General features: G+C 72.0%; 15 protein-coding genes. 6 read left to right on the forward strand and 9 right to left on the reverse strand.

The annotated features are described in order from the left end of the window. Window positions 1–4 precede the first annotated feature (4 nt). On the forward strand, window positions 5–1,147 hold the full coding sequence (locus tag H6726_05680) for an acyl-CoA dehydrogenase (GenBank protein MCB9657126.1): 1,143 nt from the start codon (window positions 5–7) through the stop codon (window positions 1,145–1,147). Window positions 1,148–1,175: 28 nt separating this feature from the next. On the opposite strand, the gene H6726_05685 is transcribed toward H6726_05680, so the two are convergent. From H6726_05685 to H6726_05705, 5 genes are all read right to left on the reverse strand, one after another. Next, a complete protein-coding gene (locus tag H6726_05685; GenBank protein MCB9657127.1) occupies window positions 1,176–1,970 on the reverse strand; it encodes a metal ABC transporter permease in 795 nt (264 codons plus the stop codon). A gap of 32 nt (window positions 1,971–2,002) precedes the next feature. Continuing rightward, on the reverse strand, window positions 2,003–2,821 hold the full coding sequence (locus H6726_05690; protein ID MCB9657128.1) for a metal ABC transporter ATP-binding protein: 819 nt from the start codon (window positions 2,819–2,821) through the stop codon (window positions 2,003–2,005). Beyond that, window positions 2,818–4,014, reverse strand: coding sequence for a zinc ABC transporter substrate-binding protein (locus H6726_05695; GenBank protein MCB9657129.1), 1,197 nt, complete (start codon window positions 4,012–4,014; stop codon window positions 2,818–2,820). Before H6726_05695 ends, H6726_05690 begins: the two co-directional genes overlap by 4 nt. A 179-nt stretch (window positions 4,015–4,193) precedes the next feature. Beyond that, window positions 4,194–5,399, reverse strand: a complete 1,206-nt coding sequence (locus H6726_05700; GenBank protein ID MCB9657130.1) for an AAA family ATPase — start codon at window positions 5,397–5,399, stop codon at window positions 4,194–4,196. Then, window positions 5,396–6,373: a hypothetical protein gene (locus tag H6726_05705; protein MCB9657131.1), complete on the reverse strand. Its 978-nt coding sequence runs from the start codon at window positions 6,371–6,373 to the stop codon at window positions 5,396–5,398. The genes H6726_05700 and H6726_05705 overlap by 4 nt, the downstream gene beginning before the upstream one ends. 44 nt (window positions 6,374–6,417) lie before the next feature. Between H6726_05705 and H6726_05710 the strand changes: the two genes are divergently transcribed. Further along, window positions 6,418–7,341, forward strand: a complete 924-nt coding sequence (locus tag H6726_05710) for a prenyltransferase (protein MCB9657132.1) — start codon at window positions 6,418–6,420, stop codon at window positions 7,339–7,341. 63 nt (window positions 7,342–7,404) lie between these two features. On the opposite strand, the gene H6726_05715 is transcribed toward H6726_05710, so the two are convergent. Both H6726_05715 and H6726_05720 read right to left on the reverse strand, forming a co-directional pair. Further along, the gene (locus tag H6726_05715) at window positions 7,405–8,175 is read right to left on the reverse strand and encodes a ferrochelatase (protein MCB9657133.1); all 771 of its coding nucleotides are present in this window, start codon (window positions 8,173–8,175) and stop codon (window positions 7,405–7,407) included. Then, window positions 8,172–9,185, reverse strand: a complete 1,014-nt coding sequence (locus tag H6726_05720; GenBank protein MCB9657134.1) for a prenyltransferase — start codon at window positions 9,183–9,185, stop codon at window positions 8,172–8,174. The genes H6726_05715 and H6726_05720 overlap by 4 nt, the downstream gene beginning before the upstream one ends. 78 nt (window positions 9,186–9,263) lie before the next feature. Between H6726_05720 and H6726_05725 the strand changes: the two genes are divergently transcribed. Beyond that, a complete protein-coding gene (locus tag H6726_05725; protein ID MCB9657135.1) occupies window positions 9,264–10,679 on the forward strand; it encodes a hypothetical protein in 1,416 nt (471 codons plus the stop codon). A gap of 81 nt (window positions 10,680–10,760) precedes the next feature. Here the strand turns inward: H6726_05725 and H6726_05730 are convergent, their stop codons facing one another. Beyond that, window positions 10,761–10,949 (reverse strand): hypothetical protein, encoded by a 189-nt coding sequence (locus H6726_05730; GenBank protein MCB9657136.1) that lies wholly within the window; start codon window positions 10,947–10,949, stop codon window positions 10,761–10,763. A gap of 9 nt (window positions 10,950–10,958) precedes the next feature. Next, the gene (locus H6726_05735) at window positions 10,959–12,803 is read right to left on the reverse strand and encodes a DUF4178 domain-containing protein (GenBank protein ID MCB9657137.1); all 1,845 of its coding nucleotides are present in this window, start codon (window positions 12,801–12,803) and stop codon (window positions 10,959–10,961) included. 227 nt (window positions 12,804–13,030) lie between these two features. Here H6726_05735 and H6726_05740 point away from each other — a divergent pair, with 227 nt between their 5' ends. The 3 genes from H6726_05740 (at window position 13,031) to H6726_05750 (ending at window position 16,865) form a co-directional block, all read left to right on the forward strand. Continuing rightward, window positions 13,031–14,362, forward strand: coding sequence for an NAD(P)/FAD-dependent oxidoreductase (locus H6726_05740; protein MCB9657138.1), 1,332 nt, complete (start codon window positions 13,031–13,033; stop codon window positions 14,360–14,362). Then, entirely contained in the window at window positions 14,359–15,450 is a 1,092-nt protein-coding gene (locus H6726_05745; GenBank protein ID MCB9657139.1) for an HlyC/CorC family transporter, read from the forward strand. The genes H6726_05740 and H6726_05745 overlap by 4 nt, the downstream gene beginning before the upstream one ends. A 62-nt stretch (window positions 15,451–15,512) precedes the next feature. Further along, complete coding sequence (locus H6726_05750; GenBank protein ID MCB9657140.1) at window positions 15,513–16,865, forward strand: serine/threonine protein kinase; 1,353 nt, start codon at window positions 15,513–15,515, stop codon at window positions 16,863–16,865. Window positions 16,866–16,964 lie beyond the last annotated feature (99 nt).

A 16,964-nucleotide genomic window follows, 5' to 3' on the forward strand; every position in this document is an offset into this window, starting at 1 on the left:
CACCATGAGCCAAGCGACCTACGGTTTCGACGACGACTGCGCCCTCTTCCGCGAGAGCGCACGCAAGTTCCTCGGCGCGAACGCCGACCTCGCCGCGCTGCGGCAGGCGACCGCGCTGGACCCCGAGCCCATGCGCATGCCCACGGCCTGGCCCAGCGACGACGCGTTCCGGGCGGGGGCCGAGCTGGGCTTCGTGGCCGCGGCCGTGCCCGAGGCGCAAGGGGGCCTGCAGCTCCCACGCGCCGCGCTCGCCGCATTGGCGGAGGAGCTGGGCCGCCACGCGTTCCCGAGCGCCATCGAGAGCACGCTGATGGTGGCGTTCTTGGCGCGACGTGTGGCGGACTCCGAGGCGGGCGGCGCGCTGCTCGGGCACCTCGCGGAGGGGGCGCGCGCCACGCTCGCCGTGTGCGATGCCTACGGCGAGTGGGAGCACACCGCGAGCGTGACGCACACGGTGTCGGGCTCCGGCGCGCTCACCCTGACCGGCAGCACGCACTTCGTGCAGGACGCCGGCAAGGCGGAGTGGCTCGTCGTGCGCTCGACGGGGCCCGACGGCGCTGCGCTGGTGGTGCTACCTCGCGACGCCGCGGGCGTGACGCACCGGCGCGACGGCATCGTCGACCTGACGCGCGAGCAGGGCACGGTACAGCTCGAGGGCGTCGTGGCGGAGGCCAGCGCGGTGCTGCCGGGCGGTGACGCGCTGCTCGCGAGCGCCATGCCGGACGCGTGGCTCCTGCTCGCGGCCGACATGGTGGGCACGAGCGAGTGGCTGCTGCAGACCACGGTGGAGTACGCCAAGGTGCGCACCCAGTTCGATCGCGCCATCGGCAGCTACCAGGGGGTCAAGCACCCGCTCGTGAACGCCATGATGAGCGTCGACCGGGCCAAGTCGCTGGTGTACGCGGCGGCCGAGGCGCTCGACGAGGGTCGCGACGACGCGCGCCTCTTGGCGCACATGGCGAAGGCGGCGGCCACGGAGGCGGCCGACTTCACCAGCAGCCGCGCCGTGCAGCTGCATGGTGGCATCGGCTTCACGTGGGAGTCGGACGTGCACTTCTTCTTCAAGCGCAACAAGCACAGCGAGCTGCTGTTCGGCGACGCCGCCTACCACAAGGCGCGCGTGGCGGACCTGCTCATCGACGGCTGAGCCTGACGACTCGACGCCTGCGTCGCGCTCACCCGCGGCGCAGCGCGCTCAGGCCCATGGCCAGCGCGAAGAACGTGCCCAGCAGCAGGATGATGGTGGCGCCGCTCGCGACGTCGAGGTGGTAGCTGGCGATCAGCCCGCTGCCGGCCCCGACCACGCCGAGCGTCACGGCCAAGAGGGACATGCGCCCGATGCTGCGCGCGACGAGCCCCGCCGTGGCGGCCGGGATGACGATGAACGAGCTCACCAGCACGATGCCGACCGTCTTCACCGAGACGACGATCACGACCGCAGTGAGCGCGAGCAGCATGTAGTCGAGCGCGGACACGGGCACGCCCGAGAGGCGCGCGAGGGCCGGGTCGAACGTGGCGTACGCCAAGCGGCTCCACGTGGCGGACAGCACCAGGGCGGCCACCACCGTGACGCCCGCGACGGTGTACAGGTCGACCTGCCCGATGGCGAGGATGCTCCCGAACAACACGCTCTCGACGTCCACCATGGGCGCGTCCGGGGGGCGTAGGCCGAGGAAGAGCACGCCCAGCGCGAACGAGACGGCGAAGAACACGCCGGTGGCCACGTCCCCACCCAGCTTCCCGCTGCGGAGGACGTAGGCGATGCCGAGCGCGACGACCACCGTGAAGGGCAGCGCGACCCACACGGCCTGCTGCACGTTCAGCTCGAGCCACAGGCCGAGGGCGATGCCTCCGAACGTGGCGTGCGCCAGCCCATCGCCGATGAACGACAGGCCGCGCTTCACGACGAACACGCCGATGCAGGCGCAGAGCCCGCCCACGAGCATGCCCGCGATGAACGCGCGCTGCATGAAGCCCTGCGCGAGGGGGTCGAGGAGCCAGCTCACGTGTGCTCCTCCGCGCACTCGGGCACGGGGTCCCAGCGGGTGCTGCGTGCGCCCGGGTCGCTGATGGCCAGCAGGTCGGGGCGGCCGAGCAGCTCGTCGGGCAGGCCCCACGCCACCACGCGGTGCTCGAGGTACAGCACGCGCTCGGCGGTGCGCGCCACCTCGCCCATGTGGTGCGTGACCAGGATGGCGGCCAGCTCGTCGCTGCGGCTGATCTCGAACAGGATCTCCACGAACTCGTCGCGACCGCGGATGTCCACGCCCGCGGTGGGCTCGTCCAGGATGAGCAGCGCTGGCTGCGTCACCAACGCGCGCGCCAGGAAGACGCGCTGCATCTGCCCACCCGAGAGCTTGGAGATCTCCTTGCCCCACAGGTGCTGCCCACCGACGCGCGCCAGCGCGGCCTCGGCGGCGGCGCGCTCGCTCTCGCGGATGCGGTACGGCCAGCGGCCGCGCAGGTTCGCGACGATCAGGTCCTCCACGCGCGCGGGGAAGTCGCGGTGGAACGCCTTGTGCTGCGGCACGTAGCCCACCTCGCGGCTGGTCGCGCGCGTGCCCGCCGTGGCGCCTTGCCCGATGCGCACCTCGCCCGCGTCGGGCTGCTCGAGGCCCAGGATGATCTTCAGCAGCGTGCTCTTCCCCGCGCCGTTCGGGCCGCACAGGCAGAGGAACTCGCCCTTGGGGATCCAGAAGGACACGTCGTCCAGCACGAGGTGGTCGCCGTAGCGCTTCGTGACGCCGGACACCTCGAAGACGCAGGGCTCCTTTTCACGGTCGGGCTTGGTCAGCGAGCCCAGCGACGGACGGCCGCTCATCGCAGCGCCCGCGCGAGCACCGAGCCGTTGTGCAGGAGCAGCGCCTCGTAGCTGGCCACACCCTCCGTGCCACCCACCGGGTCCAGCTCGAACAGGGGCAGGCGTGCGTCGTGCGCGATGACCTGAGCGGGGCGCGGGTCCAGCTGCGGCTCGCTGAAGAGCGCCGCGGGGTGCGTCTCCGCAATGACCGCCAGCACCTCGGCCAGGTAGCGCGCGGTGGGCTCGCGCCCGGGCGAAGGCTCCACCACGGCGGCGATCTCGAGGTCGTAGCGCTCCGCGAAGTACCCGAACGAGCCGTGGAACGTGATGATGCGGTTGCGCGTGAAGGTGGCGCGCTCGGCGCGCAGGCGCTCGTCCAGGGCCCGCAGGGCCCGCTTCACCTCGTCGCCGCGCGAGCGGAACGAGTCCGCCGCCGCAGGGTCCAGACGGGTGAACGCGGCGACCAGCAGGTCCACCGCCTCGATCATGCGCACGGGGTCGAGCCAGAAGTGTGGGTCGAGCCCGCCGTGGTGATGATCATGGTGCTCCTCGTGGTGCGCCTCCGCGCGCGCCGCATGCTGCTGGCCAGCCGCACCGGCGGCCACGTGGGCGGCGTGCTCGTCGTGATCATCGTCGTGGTCGTCGTCCGCGGCGTGGCCAGCGGCAGGGGCGTGTCCTTCCTCGGCGCGTCCTTCCTCCGCGTGTCCTTCCTCCGCGTGTCCGTCTCCGTCGTGACCATCGTCGTGACCATCGTTGGCGCCCTCGTGGTGCTCGCCCTCGCCCGCATGCGCGCCGTGCACCTCGTTCTGCCCGACCTCGCGGCCGCTCATCCGCCTGGGGTGGAGCTCGGGCCCCAGCTCCAGGACCTCGACCTCGGTGTCGGACGCGTTGCGCACCACTTGGGTGAGCCAGGTGTCCAGCTGGAGCCCCGCCCCCACGGCCAGCCGTGTCCCGGACAGGCGCGCGATCTCGCGCGGCGTGGGCCGGTAGGAGTGCTCGGAACGGCCGACCGGAAGCACCAAGACAACCTCCAGCTGGTCCCCTGCGACCCGCCGGGCGATGTCGTACAGGGGAAAGATGGACACCGCTACCTTGGGGCGCCCGGCTGGCGCGTCGTTGCCCCCACAGGCCAGCAGGCTCGTGGGGACGAGCCCGAGCGCGAGCGCGAACGACAGCGCGCGCAGGCAGCGCTGGAACCGGGCGTTCGAGGGCATGCGGGCATTGGACACGATCCCCCTCGACCGTGGAAGCCCCTCATTTGGATACCTCGCCGTTTGCGGACAGGCCATGCCGTCGGTCAGCGCCTGCACGCCGGGGGACGTGCAGGCGCTGACCGAGCCGGGCCAGCTTCCTCGTTCCCCCGCGCGCTCGCGAGAGGGGCCGCGCCACCGCTTCACGACCCGAGCGGCACGGGCCTCTCGAGCAACGCGCTGAGGTCGTGGAGTCGGTTCAGCTCGCGCGTGGCCCGCGGCAGTAGCCACGCGGGCGCGCCGGCCGCGTCACGCTGCAGGGCCCGCATGCGCGCCGCCTCGGCCTGGTTCTCGGCATGCGCTGCCGCGCGCACCGCCAAGAGCCGCTCGGCCAGGGCGTTCAGCGGACCGGGCAGCCCCGAGGACACGTCGACGCGCCCCGGCGCCCGCAAGGGCTCGTACGCGATACTCTGGCTTTCGCCCCCGGCGTCGAGGACGGGCTCCGCCGTGTACGCGCGGTTGAACAGCAGCAGCGAGAGCCTGACGCCCCGCGCGCGCAGCCCCTCGAGGAGGTTCGCCGCGTCGGCCAGCCCGCTCGGCATGGGTGCGGCGGTGAGCACGAACGCCGTCGCCGGGCTCTCGAGCAGCCGCGTGGTGCGGGCCGCGCGCTCGCGGAACCCCTTCTGAAGGTGCGCCAAGACGGAGAAGAACGACACCAACTCCTGCACGACTTCGGGGCCTACCAGGACGCCCAGCAGCTTGACCGCGGCGCGCCCGCCGAGGCCGTCCGATGCGTCACGTGCAGCGCCGCCCTGGGAGCGTTCGCCGCCGCGCGCGCCACCGAGGAACCACTGCACGATGCGCTCGTCGAGGAAGCGCGAGAGCCGCTCGGGGGCATCCAGGATGTCGAGCGCGCTGCGTGTCGGCGGGGTGTCGAGCACGATCAGGTCCCAGCGCTCTTCCTCGAACACCTGCAGCAGCCGCTCCATCGCCACGTAGGCGTGCGAGCGCGCCATGGTGCGCGAGAACGCTTGGTACGCGCGGTTGGCGAAGATGCGGTCACGCGACACTCCGTCCGTGAGGCGCGTGAGGAGCGCGTCGTAGCTGGCCTTGGTGTCGAGCATGGCGGCGTCGAGGCTGCCCATCGCGGGGACCCCGGGGAGCGGCTCGAGGGCGTCGAGACCAGGTACGCGACGCACCTCGTCGTCGAGCCCGTCGAGCCCCAGCGCGTCCGCCAACCGCTTGGCGGGATCGATGGTGAGCACGAGCGCCCGGCGACCCATGCGCGCCGCCCGCAGCGCCATCGCGGCCGAGCTGGTGGTCTTGCCGACGCCGCCCGGACCGACGCACACGATCAAACGTCGCGTGCGCAACAGCTCGTCGATGGGGTGGGATGTCGTGGCGCTCACCCGGGTTCCTCCAGCAGCCGCCGCCCGAGGCCCGCAAGCTCCACGAGGCCGAGGGCCCCCGCCGCCCGAGGCAGCACACGCGGCGTGAGGGGCACACGGCGCACGAGCGCCTCCCCGACGCGGCGCGCCTCGCGAGCCGTCTGCTGAGCGCACCGCGCGAGCGCGATGTCCGCCACGAGCGCTGGGGCTCGGCGCGCGAGATCGTCCAGCTGCGCCTCCTCGTCGGCGCTCAGGGGCGCGATGGGCATGCTGTTCACAATCAGCGCCCCCAGCGGGACGCGCGCGCTCCGCCCAGTGGTCGGGTCCGCGCGCAGCTGCTCGTAGAGCTCCTCCGTCTCGTGCGCGGGGAGCTCGAGCGGCAGCGCGACCAGGTGCAACACGGTGGTCGCCTCGTCGCGCAGCAGCCGCGAGAACCCGTCGAGCAGCGTGCGCAGCGGCCCGCTCTCGGCGAGCCCCTCGAAGACCCGTGGGAGCTCCAGGAACATGAGGGCGTGGCCGGTCGCGTCGAGGTCCACCAAGATGGGCGCGAACCCTCCGGGCTTGCCCAGCGACGCGGTGGCGAGGCGCCCGAGGCGATGCAGCGTGACGACCTCGTTCACCGCGGGCGCCGCGTGGAAGAAGCGGCGCAGCGCTTGGTTCTGGGTGATGGCGCGCGCGACGCGACGGACGCGGACCTGCTGCGTGATGTAGTCCTCGAGCGCGTCGTCGAGCGCCATGTTCATCGCGAAGACGCCGGGCACCAGCTCGACGGGGGCGTAGCCCACCGTGACGTCGGCGCCGGGGGTCAGCACGGTCGGGACACTGGCGCGGTGCCCGAGCTCGACGATCAGCGGCCGCTGCCCACGCTCCGCCGCGGCCAGCGCGAGCCCCGCGATCACGCTGGTCTTGCCCACGCCGCCCTTGCCCGTGAACAGCTGCACGCGCCGATCGAAGGGCGGAGGCAGGGGTCGCGGGGCCGCGGGGGGGCTCGGCATCGGGTGGGCATAGCACACCAGGCCCGCGTAGAGTCCCGAGACCTATGTCCGCCACGCCCCCACCCTCGGTCGCGCCGCCGTATCGCCGCACGCGCGGGTCGGCCTCGTCGCGCGCCCGCGTGTGGCTGCGGGCCGCGCGACCGTTGGCGCAGGCCAACATCGCCCTGCCGATCGCGGTCGGGGTGGCGGCCGGGGTAGGCGAAGGCGCGCGCCTCGAGGCGTGGGCGCTGGCTGCGTGCGCCGCGTTCTCGGTGCTGGACCAGCTCGCCATCGTCTTCGCGAACGACTACGCGGACCGCGACACGGACACCACGACGCGGACGCTGCTGTCGGGCGGCTCGGGGGTGTTGGTCGACGGCTCCCTCACGCCGGCGTCCGTCGGGCGCGCGGCGCTCGCCGCGGCGCTGGGGCTGCTGTCGCTGGGCGCAGCGCTCGCGCCGCGACGTCCCCTCGCGTGGGTGGGCAGCGTCATGGCCCTGGCGCTGCTCCAGCTCTACAGCTTTGCCCCCGCGCGCCTCTCGCACCGCGGCCACGGCGAGTGGCTACAGGGGCTGGGCATCGGCGTGGTGCTCCCGTGGGTGGGCTACTACCTCGTCACGGGCGAGCCGCGGGCGCCCCTCGACGTCCTGCTGCCCATGGTGCTGTTCGGCGTGGCGGGCAACATCACCACCGCCATGCCGGACCTCGAGGGAGACCGCGCTGTGGGTAAGCGCAGCCTCCCCGTGCGGGTGGGGGAAGCGCGCGCGCGTGCGTGGGGCGTCGTCACGTTCCTGTGCGCCGTGGCCCTCGCCAGCGCGCTCGGCGCCGCGCGGTTCACGGCTGACGAGCAGTCGCTGCTAGCCGTGAGCGTGGCGCCGCTGCTTGCGCACCTCCGCTTCCGCACGCGCCTCGGCTACGCGTTGGTGCAGGGCACGGCCATGACGCTGTGGCTGGTCGCCTTCGCGTGGGGGCTCGCTCTGGGCGGGTGACTCGCGGTCGCATCGTGTGCGCAAGACGTGAGGCCCTCGCGCGCATGGCCTACGGCGGAGCCCTCAGCGTGCCCCGTCGCTGCGCACGAGGCCGAGCCTGGCCGCCACCGCCTCCCGCTCCTGATCGAAGTCGCGGTCCCACGTGGGGGTGGCGTCGCACGACCACGCCGGGTTGGGGATGCTCCCCGCGGCGGCGAGCGCCTCGAACAGGGCGCGCTCTTGCGTCGCGGTGCGCGAGAACGAGAAGGGGTTGCGGAACTCCCCCTTGGGCAAGCGTGGGTACTTGGCGTCGTCCGCCTCGATCAGGGCCAGCAGCTCGAGCCCACGCTGGCGCGTGCGGGCCACGTAGCGGGCGTCGAAGGGGCGCACCTGAGCGCGTCCGTCGGGCTCGCGGCGCACCCACTCGGCCCAGTCGAAGCCATACACGAAGTCGTGCACGTACTGGAACTGGATCGGCGACTCGCGACCGAAGAGCGCCATCAGCTCGGCCAGCGCGCGAGCCAGCGCGCGCACCGCGTCGAGCGAGGACTTCGCCGCGCGACGCAGCTCGGCCAGGACGCCGTCCAGGTCCCAGAACAGGTTGTTGGGGAACGCGTCGAGCACGGCTTCACCCACCTCGGCCAGCGCCATCCCCAGCACCAGGCGCTCGTCATGGGGCGCGTCGGCCAGGCGGGCGGCCAGCGTCGCCGCCCGTGTGGCGCGGCGGCCCGGGGTGCTCGGATCCAGGCTGAGGCCCGACCCCGAGGTGGCGTCCACGCGCGCGTCCAGGTCGCGGAGCTGCGCCAAGACCGCGTCCCAGGCATCAGCGGGTGACACGGAGCTCGTATGGCTCATGCTCGTCCCATCAGCAGCGCGCGCGTGATCATCACAGCGACGGAGCCATACCATATCGCCCCGTGGAGGCGCTGCTTGAACAGCGCCTGGGCGGGGAAGGCGTCCGTCACCGCCTCCGCCGACACCGCGCGCATGCGCACAGCTGCGACCGTACAGCTGACGGCGCCCACACCCCCTGCGAGCAGAGCGGCGCTCGCCTCGTCGCCGAGGGCCAGCGCGCGCCACGCCGGGGCCAACACGAAGAGGGCCGCCGCGACCACCGTGCAGCCCAGGACCGCGCTGCGGACGCGCGCGTTCCCGAGCCACGTGGTGAACGTGCGCTTCCCGCCGCGCCGGTCGCTCACCTCGTCGCTCAACCCACTCGCCAGCGCGCTGCCGAGCGAGAGGCACACGAAGGCAGGCAACACGTCGCGCAGGGGCGGCGGCAGCCCTTCGCCGCACTGGACGTACGCGTTCCAGCACGGGAGCGCCGCGCCCACGCCGAGGGCCTCGAGCAGCTCCCCGCCCCCGCGGTAGTTGAGGCGCAGCGGAGGCAACGAGTAGGCGATGAAGACCCCGGCGCAGGCGAGGGCCGAGGCGCCCGCGAGGGGGCGCGGCAGAGCGCGCTCCAGGGCGAACGCAGCCGCGATCGCCACCGCGAGGGACCCGAGGCCCGCGCCGAGCAGCGCACCGCGCGTGAGGAGGCCGTCCGGAATGGTCTTGGGGCTGCACGTCCGCGGATAGAGCGCGCGCTTCACCCGGTCCACGTCGGCGTCGCTCCAGTCGTTCACCAGCACGATGAAGCCAAGCAACGCCAGCGTGAAGGTCGCCCCGAGGAGGAGCCCGTCGATGTGCGCGCCGCCCGCGTGTGCCACCCCTGCCGCCTGGCCCAGCACCGCTGGCACCAACAGCTTGGGCCAGCTCGCGGGCTTGAGCGCATACCACCAACGCGCCCAAACAGGCTGCGCGCGCAGCGCATCGGCGCGGGGGTCTTCCCAGGTGGTGGGGAGAGGCGCGTCTGCGGGTGGCATCGTCCGAGTGTCGCGCGCCGCTCCGCGGGCGGCAACGCGAGCGGGCGGGTGCACGAGCGCGTCTGCTACCCTTCCCGCGTGCTGCCCACCGACCTCCGCGAACGATCCCATCACGAAGCCGCTCGTCGCGTCGTGCGCATGTTGGCGCACGGCGTCCTCGCGCAGACCGCCGATCTCGAGCCCCACACGGACGAAGAGGAGTCCCTCGACCACGGCGCCGGTATCGGCGACCCCTCGGGCGTGGCGGCCACGTCGCTCTCCGAGGCGTGCGTCGCGCTGCGCGACGCGCTGTCCATCTTCCACGGGTCGTTGGTCGCCTCGCGTGACGAGCACGCCGGGCACGCGGACGCGCGACTGGGCAAGCGCGCCGCGAAGCAACACCGCCGCGCGCGGGCCTTGCTGGGGCGCGCACGCCGACGCCTCTCGGCCGTCGCCTCCGCGGAGGAGCTCGCGGGCTGGGTGGAGGCGCGCCTCGGCCCAGAGACGGCGCCCATCGTGGACGGCTACCTGCGCATGGAGCACACGCGCTATGCACACGACGTCGCGCGCGCACGCCGCGACGCCCAGCGCGCCGCCGACGGCGTGCTCGAGGCGTACGCTTGCGTGAGCGTGCAGTTCGCGACCGCGCCCCCCGAGCGCTTCGACCAGGTGCTCTCGGGTCACCTGCGCCACTCGCTGGCCGACGCCACCGAGGCCCTCTCCGCGCCCAGCATCGACGCTCGTCAGGCGGCGAAGCACACGCGTCGGCTGAGCCTGCTGCTGGGCCTGTGCGCCGCGTCTGGCTTCTCGGACGAGGTGAACGACGACGCGGAGAAGGCGCTGCGCACCTGCCACACGCTGACGCGCGCCCTGCGCCCGAAGGTCAGCGCAGAGGCGATCGAGACCGTGCTGGGAGCGGCCGGGCTGAGCGCGCTGATCGACGCGCCGCAGGTCGCTGCGCTGAACCCGGCACGCGATCGTGAGGCCATCGGGGCCCAGCACCTCGAGCTGCTCTCGCGCGTCGAGGGTCTCGTGAGCGCCTTGGAACGCACGCCGCGAGACGTGGAGATCGAGCGGAAGTACCTGCTCCATGCGCTCCCACCGAAGGCCGCCGAGGTGACGCCGCTGCACCTGCGCCAGGGGTACATCCCGGGGGAGCGCCTGCACGAGCGCGTGCGCGCGGTGGAGAGTGAGGCGGGCACGACCTACCTGCGCACCATCAAGCTGGGTCGCGGTGTGCAGCGGGTCGAGCTGGAGGAAGCCACGACCGAGCCCATCTTCAGCGCGCTGTGGGCGCTCACCGAGGGCCAGCGCGTGGTGAAGCGTCGCTACGAGGTGCGGGACGGTGACCTGCTGTGGCAGGTGGACGCGTTCGACGATCGGGAGCTCTTTCTCGTGGAGGTCGAGCTGGAGAGCCCGCACCAGGTCCCCACCCTGCCCGACTGGCTCTCTCCATTCGTCGTGCGCGAGGTCACGCACGAGCGCGAGTACGTGAACCTTTTCCTGGCGCGCTGACCCTCGGCGTGCTGCGGCTGACAGCGGTGAGCGGGCGGCCAGCGGACGACGCGCACGATGACCCTCGGGCGAGGGGTCTGTTCACTTGCCCCCGTGCAGGCCTCCGTACCAGAACACGGCCGCGCCCGGCCCGGACGGCGCGGCGCGCACCTCTGGCGGCATGGTGCGGTGCTCGGTCGAGCTGGCGAACGGGTCGACGCCCATCGTCGCCGTGTAGGTGTAGACGGCGATGACGGTGGCTCCGAAGAGGGGGTAAAGCAGGTGTCGCACGCGCTCGGCCTAGTGGAGGTTGGAGTTCTGGTTGCGGCGACTCTCGAAAGAGCCACGTCGGAAGAAGCTGAAGAGCCAGGGCAGCAGCAGCACGATGAAGCCGCAGCAGAAGCAGCCCATGCCCCGCGAGCCCGACACGATGCGGACGCTGGCGGTGGGAGAGCTCGCCGCTGGAGCGGCGCCCAGCTGCGGGAACGCCTGCCACTCGGGGTCGAAGCGCACGAAGTAGTTGCCTGGGGGCGGCGCCGAGATGTGGATGCTGCCGGTGGTGCTGCCCTCGGTCCACGACTCGCCCTGCGTGTACCCGTGGTAGTAGCCAGCGTCGACGAAGAAGTCGATCACCTCGGCCGTGTTCTGGTTCACGAGGGCACCCGAGACGGCCACCCATTGGTTGTCCGAAGAGGTGGCGATCTCGATGGCCAGCGGCGTGCGCGCCGGCACGGCGAACGTCGTGGAGTACGATGCGTACGCGCCCTCGGGTGTCTCCCCCGGCACCGGCGGCATCGGGAGGGGGGCCTCGTAGACGGTCTGCGTCGGCCGCCCCATGTCCACGACGGCGCCCACGCCGCACATGAGGAGCATGAAGACGAGCGCCATGGCCGACGCCAGCCCCAGCCGCACGGGGTTGGGCTGCGCCACGCCGACGCCCTGGGGCTTGGGCGGGGCTCCCGCGAGGCCGAGCCCCTTCCACAGGTCTTTGCCGGCGATGTACTGCCCGGCGGACCAGTTGACCTCGTTGTCGGTGCGCTCCTCGCTGATGATATGGGGCGGCGCGATGAAGTCGGCGAGATCGGCCGTGTCCCCGACGCGCACGCGCCAATAGAACTCGCCGATCACGAAGTCCACCGTGGCGTGCGCAGTCGAGAACAGTCGGTGCGAGCGACCGTCGTAGCGTGCGTTGAGCCCCTGGACCGCCACCTCGGCGTTGCTGACGGGCTTGATCCACATGAAGTGGCCGTTGTCCTCCATGAGCCAGCGGTAGCCGCCCGGCGCGTGGAAGAGGTACTCGCGCCAGTTGAAGGACTCGCCGTCCGACCACGTGCTGCGCTGCATGAAGCCGATGCAGATGACCTGCTCGCCCAGCACGGTGCCCTCCGTCCCGAGCGGGATGAGCGGCTCGATCTTGGGCTGACGCAGCTGCTCGGCCACGGCCAGGTTGCCCTGGTTGACGTCCACCAGCGCGTGGCAGTACTGGCACGCGGCGCGCTCCGTGGTCTCGGGCGTGCGGATGGGCATGGGCCCGCCGCAGCTGGGGCACTTGAGCTTGCCGAGGTCGACGTTCTGCTCGGGGCGTGGACCGACGGCCGTGCGCACCAGCTCGAAGCGCGTGGGGTCCACCTGGCGGCCCACGAAGAACTTGGGTTGGCCGCTTCCGTCGCCGTAGTCGATGGTGGCGAACGCCGCGTCCGGGCCCTCGAGGTCCACGTAGCGACCGGAGTCACCCGGGCGCGCGGGGAACGGGAGCTCACCCTCGGCGGACACCAACGCCGACGCCCCGCGCTCGGCCACCGTCCAGCTCTTGCCCTCGAGCGTGCCCTGGTTGCCGGGCGCCATCTGTTCCCACGTCGGCAAGGGCCCGCTCAGCGCGACGTCTTGCGTGACGTAGAACTTGCCCTGCGCCTTGGCGACCCAGGCCCAGCGACGCGACTGCGTGAACTCGACGAAGAACTCGTCCCAGGGACCATGCCCGTGGTCCAGCTGCTGACGCCCGCCGACCACGAACTCCTCGCCCTCGATGCGACCGATGTCCCCCACGGCCATGATGGCGGCGGTGGGCACGAGGTCCGCGACCTTGCCGATGGACTGCAGGTCGCGATCGGTGCGGACGACCGAGTAACGGCACCAAGGACACACGCACGCGGCGGAGGAGCCGAGCTTGAATTCGATCGGGCCGCCACAGTTCGGACAGCTCCCTTGTCGTGGTCCCATCATCGTCGACGTCTCGCCGGCATTGGTACCACAGTTCACCGACGGGAGGCACGTCTCGTCAGGGCGCCGAGCCGCGCCACTTCTGGCCGCGGGTACCCACCACGGAACGCCTCTGGCTCATCTCCGTCAAACGCGTCATGGTTAGGCCGCCCATGAGCCAACGGAAGCAAGTCGTCATCATCGGAGGAGGCTTCGGCGGGCTCAACGCTGCGCAGGGTCTCCAGTCCGTCGACGTGGACGTCACGGTCGTGGATCGCGAGAACCACCACCTCTTCCAGCCGCTGCTCTATCAGGTCGCCACGTCGGGCCTCAGCCCGGGGGCCATCGCGATGCCCATCCGCTCGGTGGTGGGGCGGCAGCCCAACACGCGCGTGGTGCTGGCAGAGGCGCTCACGGTCGACAAGGCACGCAAAGAGCTGCACCTCTCGAGTGGTGCCGCCCTGCGCTACGACTGGCTGGTCGTCGCGGCGGGCGCCAAGACCAACTTCTTCGGCAACGACCACTGGGCCGAGCACACCGTGGGCCTCAAGAACCTACGCGACGCCATCCAGGTGCGCGAGCGCGTGCTGCTGGCGTTCGAAGCCGCAGAGCAAGAGCTCGACGACGAGGTGAGGCGGCGCCTGCTGACCTTCGTGGTCATCGGCGGCGGACCGACCGGCGTCGAGATGGCTGGCGCCATCAGCGAGCTGGGGCGCACCGTGCTCGTGGACGAGTACCAGCGCATCCACGCGAGCGACGTGCGGGTCGTGCTGGTGGAGATGGGTCCGCGCGTCCTCGCCCCCTTCCGACCCGACCTGTCGGTCTCGGCGGCCGACCAGCTGCGCGAGCTGGGCGTGGAGCTGCGCCTGGGCCAGCGGGTGACGGATGTGACCGCGGACGGCGCCGTGGTCGACGGCGAGCTGATCCCGTCGTCGCTCGTCGTGTGGGCCTCGGGCGTGCAGCCGGTGTCGTTGGCGCAGCGCCTCGGCGTGGAGCTCAACCGACGCGGGCAAGTGCGCGTGGACGCCCACTGCGCGGTGCTCGGCCAGCCCGACGTGTTCTGCATCGGAGACATGGCCGCCTTCGTGCCCGAGGGAGAGAGTGAGCCGCTGCCGGGCCTCGCGCCCGTGGCCATTCAGCAAGGTCAGTACGTGGCGCGCACCATCCGCTCGGACCTCCGCTCGTTGCCTCGCAAGCCGTTCCGCTACGTGGACAAAGGCATCATGGCCACGGTCGGACGCTCCCGCGCCGTGGTGCAGTCGCGCATGCTCACCACCAGCGGCTTGCTGGCGTGGCTCGCGTGGGGCTTCGTCCACATCATCTACCTCATCGGCTTCCGCAACCGCGTCATGGTGCTGGCCGAGTGGACCTGGGCTTACTTCACGTACAAGCGCGGTACGCGGCTGATCTCCCACCTGCCCCGCGGGGCCGACGCGCTGCCCAGCCCCCATGTGCTCGCCCCGGCCCCCGGCACGCGAGGGCCCGGCACGAGCTCACCCCGATGACGCTCTTGCTCGTCTACGCCGGCGTGGCGCTGGTCGTTTCCTTCACGTGCTCGCTGCTGGAGGCGTGCCTGCTCAGCGTCACGCCCACCTTCGTGGCCCACTACGAGGACACCCACCCCCGTGTGGGACAGAAGCTGCGGCGCCTCAAGGAAGACGTCGACCGCCCGCTGGCCGCCATCCTCAGCTTGAACACCGTCGCCAACACCATCGGGGCCGCAGGCGTGGGCGCGGAGGCGGCCCGGCTGTGGGGCGAAGGCGCGCTGGCCGTCGCCTCGGGCGTGCTCACGCTGGTCATCCTGGTCTGCTCGGAGCTGGTCCCCAAGACGCTGGGGGCCGTGTACTGGCAGCGCTTCGTCACGTTCGCCGCGTTCATCCTCCCGCCCATGATCAAGCTGCTGACGCCGCTGGTGCTGCTCGGCGACGTCGTCACCAAGCTCATCAAGCGCGGGCGCGTGCCGACGCCCTCCATCTCGCGCGCCGAGATCGCGGCGCTCGCCGGGCTGGCCGAGGCGGGTGGCACCATCGACCCCACGGAGTCGCGCATCCTGCGCAGCCTGATTCACTGCGGGACGCTGCGCGTGCGCGACATCATGACGCCGCGCACGGTGGTCTTCTGGCTGGACGAGACCACCACACTGGCAGAGGTGCTGGACAAGCCTGGCGCCATGAACTTCTCGCGCATCCCGGTGGGACGCGGGAGCATCGACAACATCCTCGGCTACGTCCTCAAGAACGAGATCCTGCTGCGCGCGGCGCGGCAGGACCAGGAGCGGACCGTGGGCGAGTTCGTGCGCGACCACCTGGTGGTGCCGTCCACCCTCCCCGTCCCGGCGCTGTTCGAGCGCATGCTGGACTCGCGCGAGCACATCGCCGTGGTCACGGACGAGCACGGTGGAGTGGATGGCCTGGTGACCATGGAGGACGTCATCGAGACCGTGCTGGGCATGGAGATCGTGGACGAGGCCGACGCCGTGCAGGACATGCGCGAGATGGCGCGCGCCAAGTGGCAGGACCGCGCCAAGCGGCTCGGCACCGTCCCGCCGCCACAACGGGAGCGCTCCCCCTCGGACCCCCCTGCTCGGGGCTGAGCGGACCCGACCCATGGATTCTCCGCCGCAGCAGATCCCGAAGTGGGCTACCCTGCGGGTCGATGGAAGAGAGGCTCGGACGCTACCAGCTCATCCGTCGCCTGGGCGACAATGACCTGTGCGACACCTTCGCCGCCATCCAGCACGGCGACGGTGGGTTCCTGCGCGACGTGCTGGTCAAGCGTCTGAAGGACGGGCTCGCGTCCGACAGCGTCAGCCTGCGCGCGTTCCAAGGGGAGGCGCTGCTGCTCTCGCGGCTGCGTCAGCGCAGCATTCCCCACGTCTACGAGCTGAGCCGCGACGAGGACACTGGCACGTGGTTCATCGCGCTGGAGTTCATCCCCGGCCCCACGCTCAAGTGGGTCATGGAGATGGAGCGCGAGCGGCAGACCCCACTGCCGATGGGGCTCGCGCTGACGGTCATCAGCCAGTTGTGCGCAGCGGCGCACCACGTTCACGAGTCCACCAACGTCCACGGGCAGCCGAACCACATGGTGCACCGCAACCTGGCCCCGGAGAACGTGGTGCTGGGCCGGGATGGGCTGGCCCGCATCATGGACTTCGGCTGCGCGCTGCCACGAGCGGAGCTGGACGCCACAGGCAGCGACGGGCGTGGCACCGCGGGCTACATGGCGCCCGAGCAGGTGCTGGGGCACGATGCGCCCGACCGGCGCGCGGACGTGTTCGTGCTGGGGGTCCTGCTGTACGAGATGGCCACCGGCACGCGCCTGTACGATGGCCGCGGAGAGCGCCTGCGGCGCGCCCTGATGGACGCGGACGCACCGCCAGCGAGCAGCGCACGGCCGGGCTTTCCCCCCATGCTGGAGGAGATCCTGATGGGTGTGCTCGCGCGAGACCCAGACACGCGACCCGCGAGCGCCGACGTGCTGCAGCGTCAGCTCGAGGGCTTCGCCGCGGGTCAGCGCATCCAGCTCGGGACGGCGCGGGTGGCCGCCTACCTGGCCGACGCGTTCCCTCCGGGGCGCGAGCGCGCCATGTCCTCCGACGCGTCTGCTCCGTTCGCGTTGCCCAGCACGCGCACCAGCGCGCCGCCGCCGCTCTCGCGCGGGTCGTCCAGCGCGCCCCGTGAGCACTCGACTGACCTGGACGGTCTACCGCCCGCGCCCAGTCCGTCCCCGCGGCCCAAGCACTGGACGGGCGAGGGCAGCCTCGCGTTGGCATCGCAGGAGGCCCTGCGAGAGCTGGAGGCCGAAGTCGCCGCACGCGCACGCCAGTCCAGCCGCCCGGCCCAGGGGCTCCAGGACTCGGACAGCGAAGCGGAGGACACGCTGGTGGGTCAGAGCCAGGCGCCGGCCGCCACCGAGCGTCGCCCCAGCTTGAGCCCCGAACGCCCCAGCGTGGGCGTGTACATCCACGTCGGAGGCTCGCCCGACGACGTCAACAAGAAGGGCTGACGAAGGCCCGGTACGGAGCGCTCATCGAGCTGGCGAGGTAGGGTGGCAAGCTGGGGTGGCAAGCTGGGGTGGCAAGCTGGGGTGGCTCGACGCGGCCCT

The sequence above is a fragment of the Sandaracinaceae bacterium genome, from assembly GCA_020633055.1.
Lineage (GTDB): Bacteria > Myxococcota_A > Polyangia > Polyangiales > Houyiibacteriaceae > JADJJE01.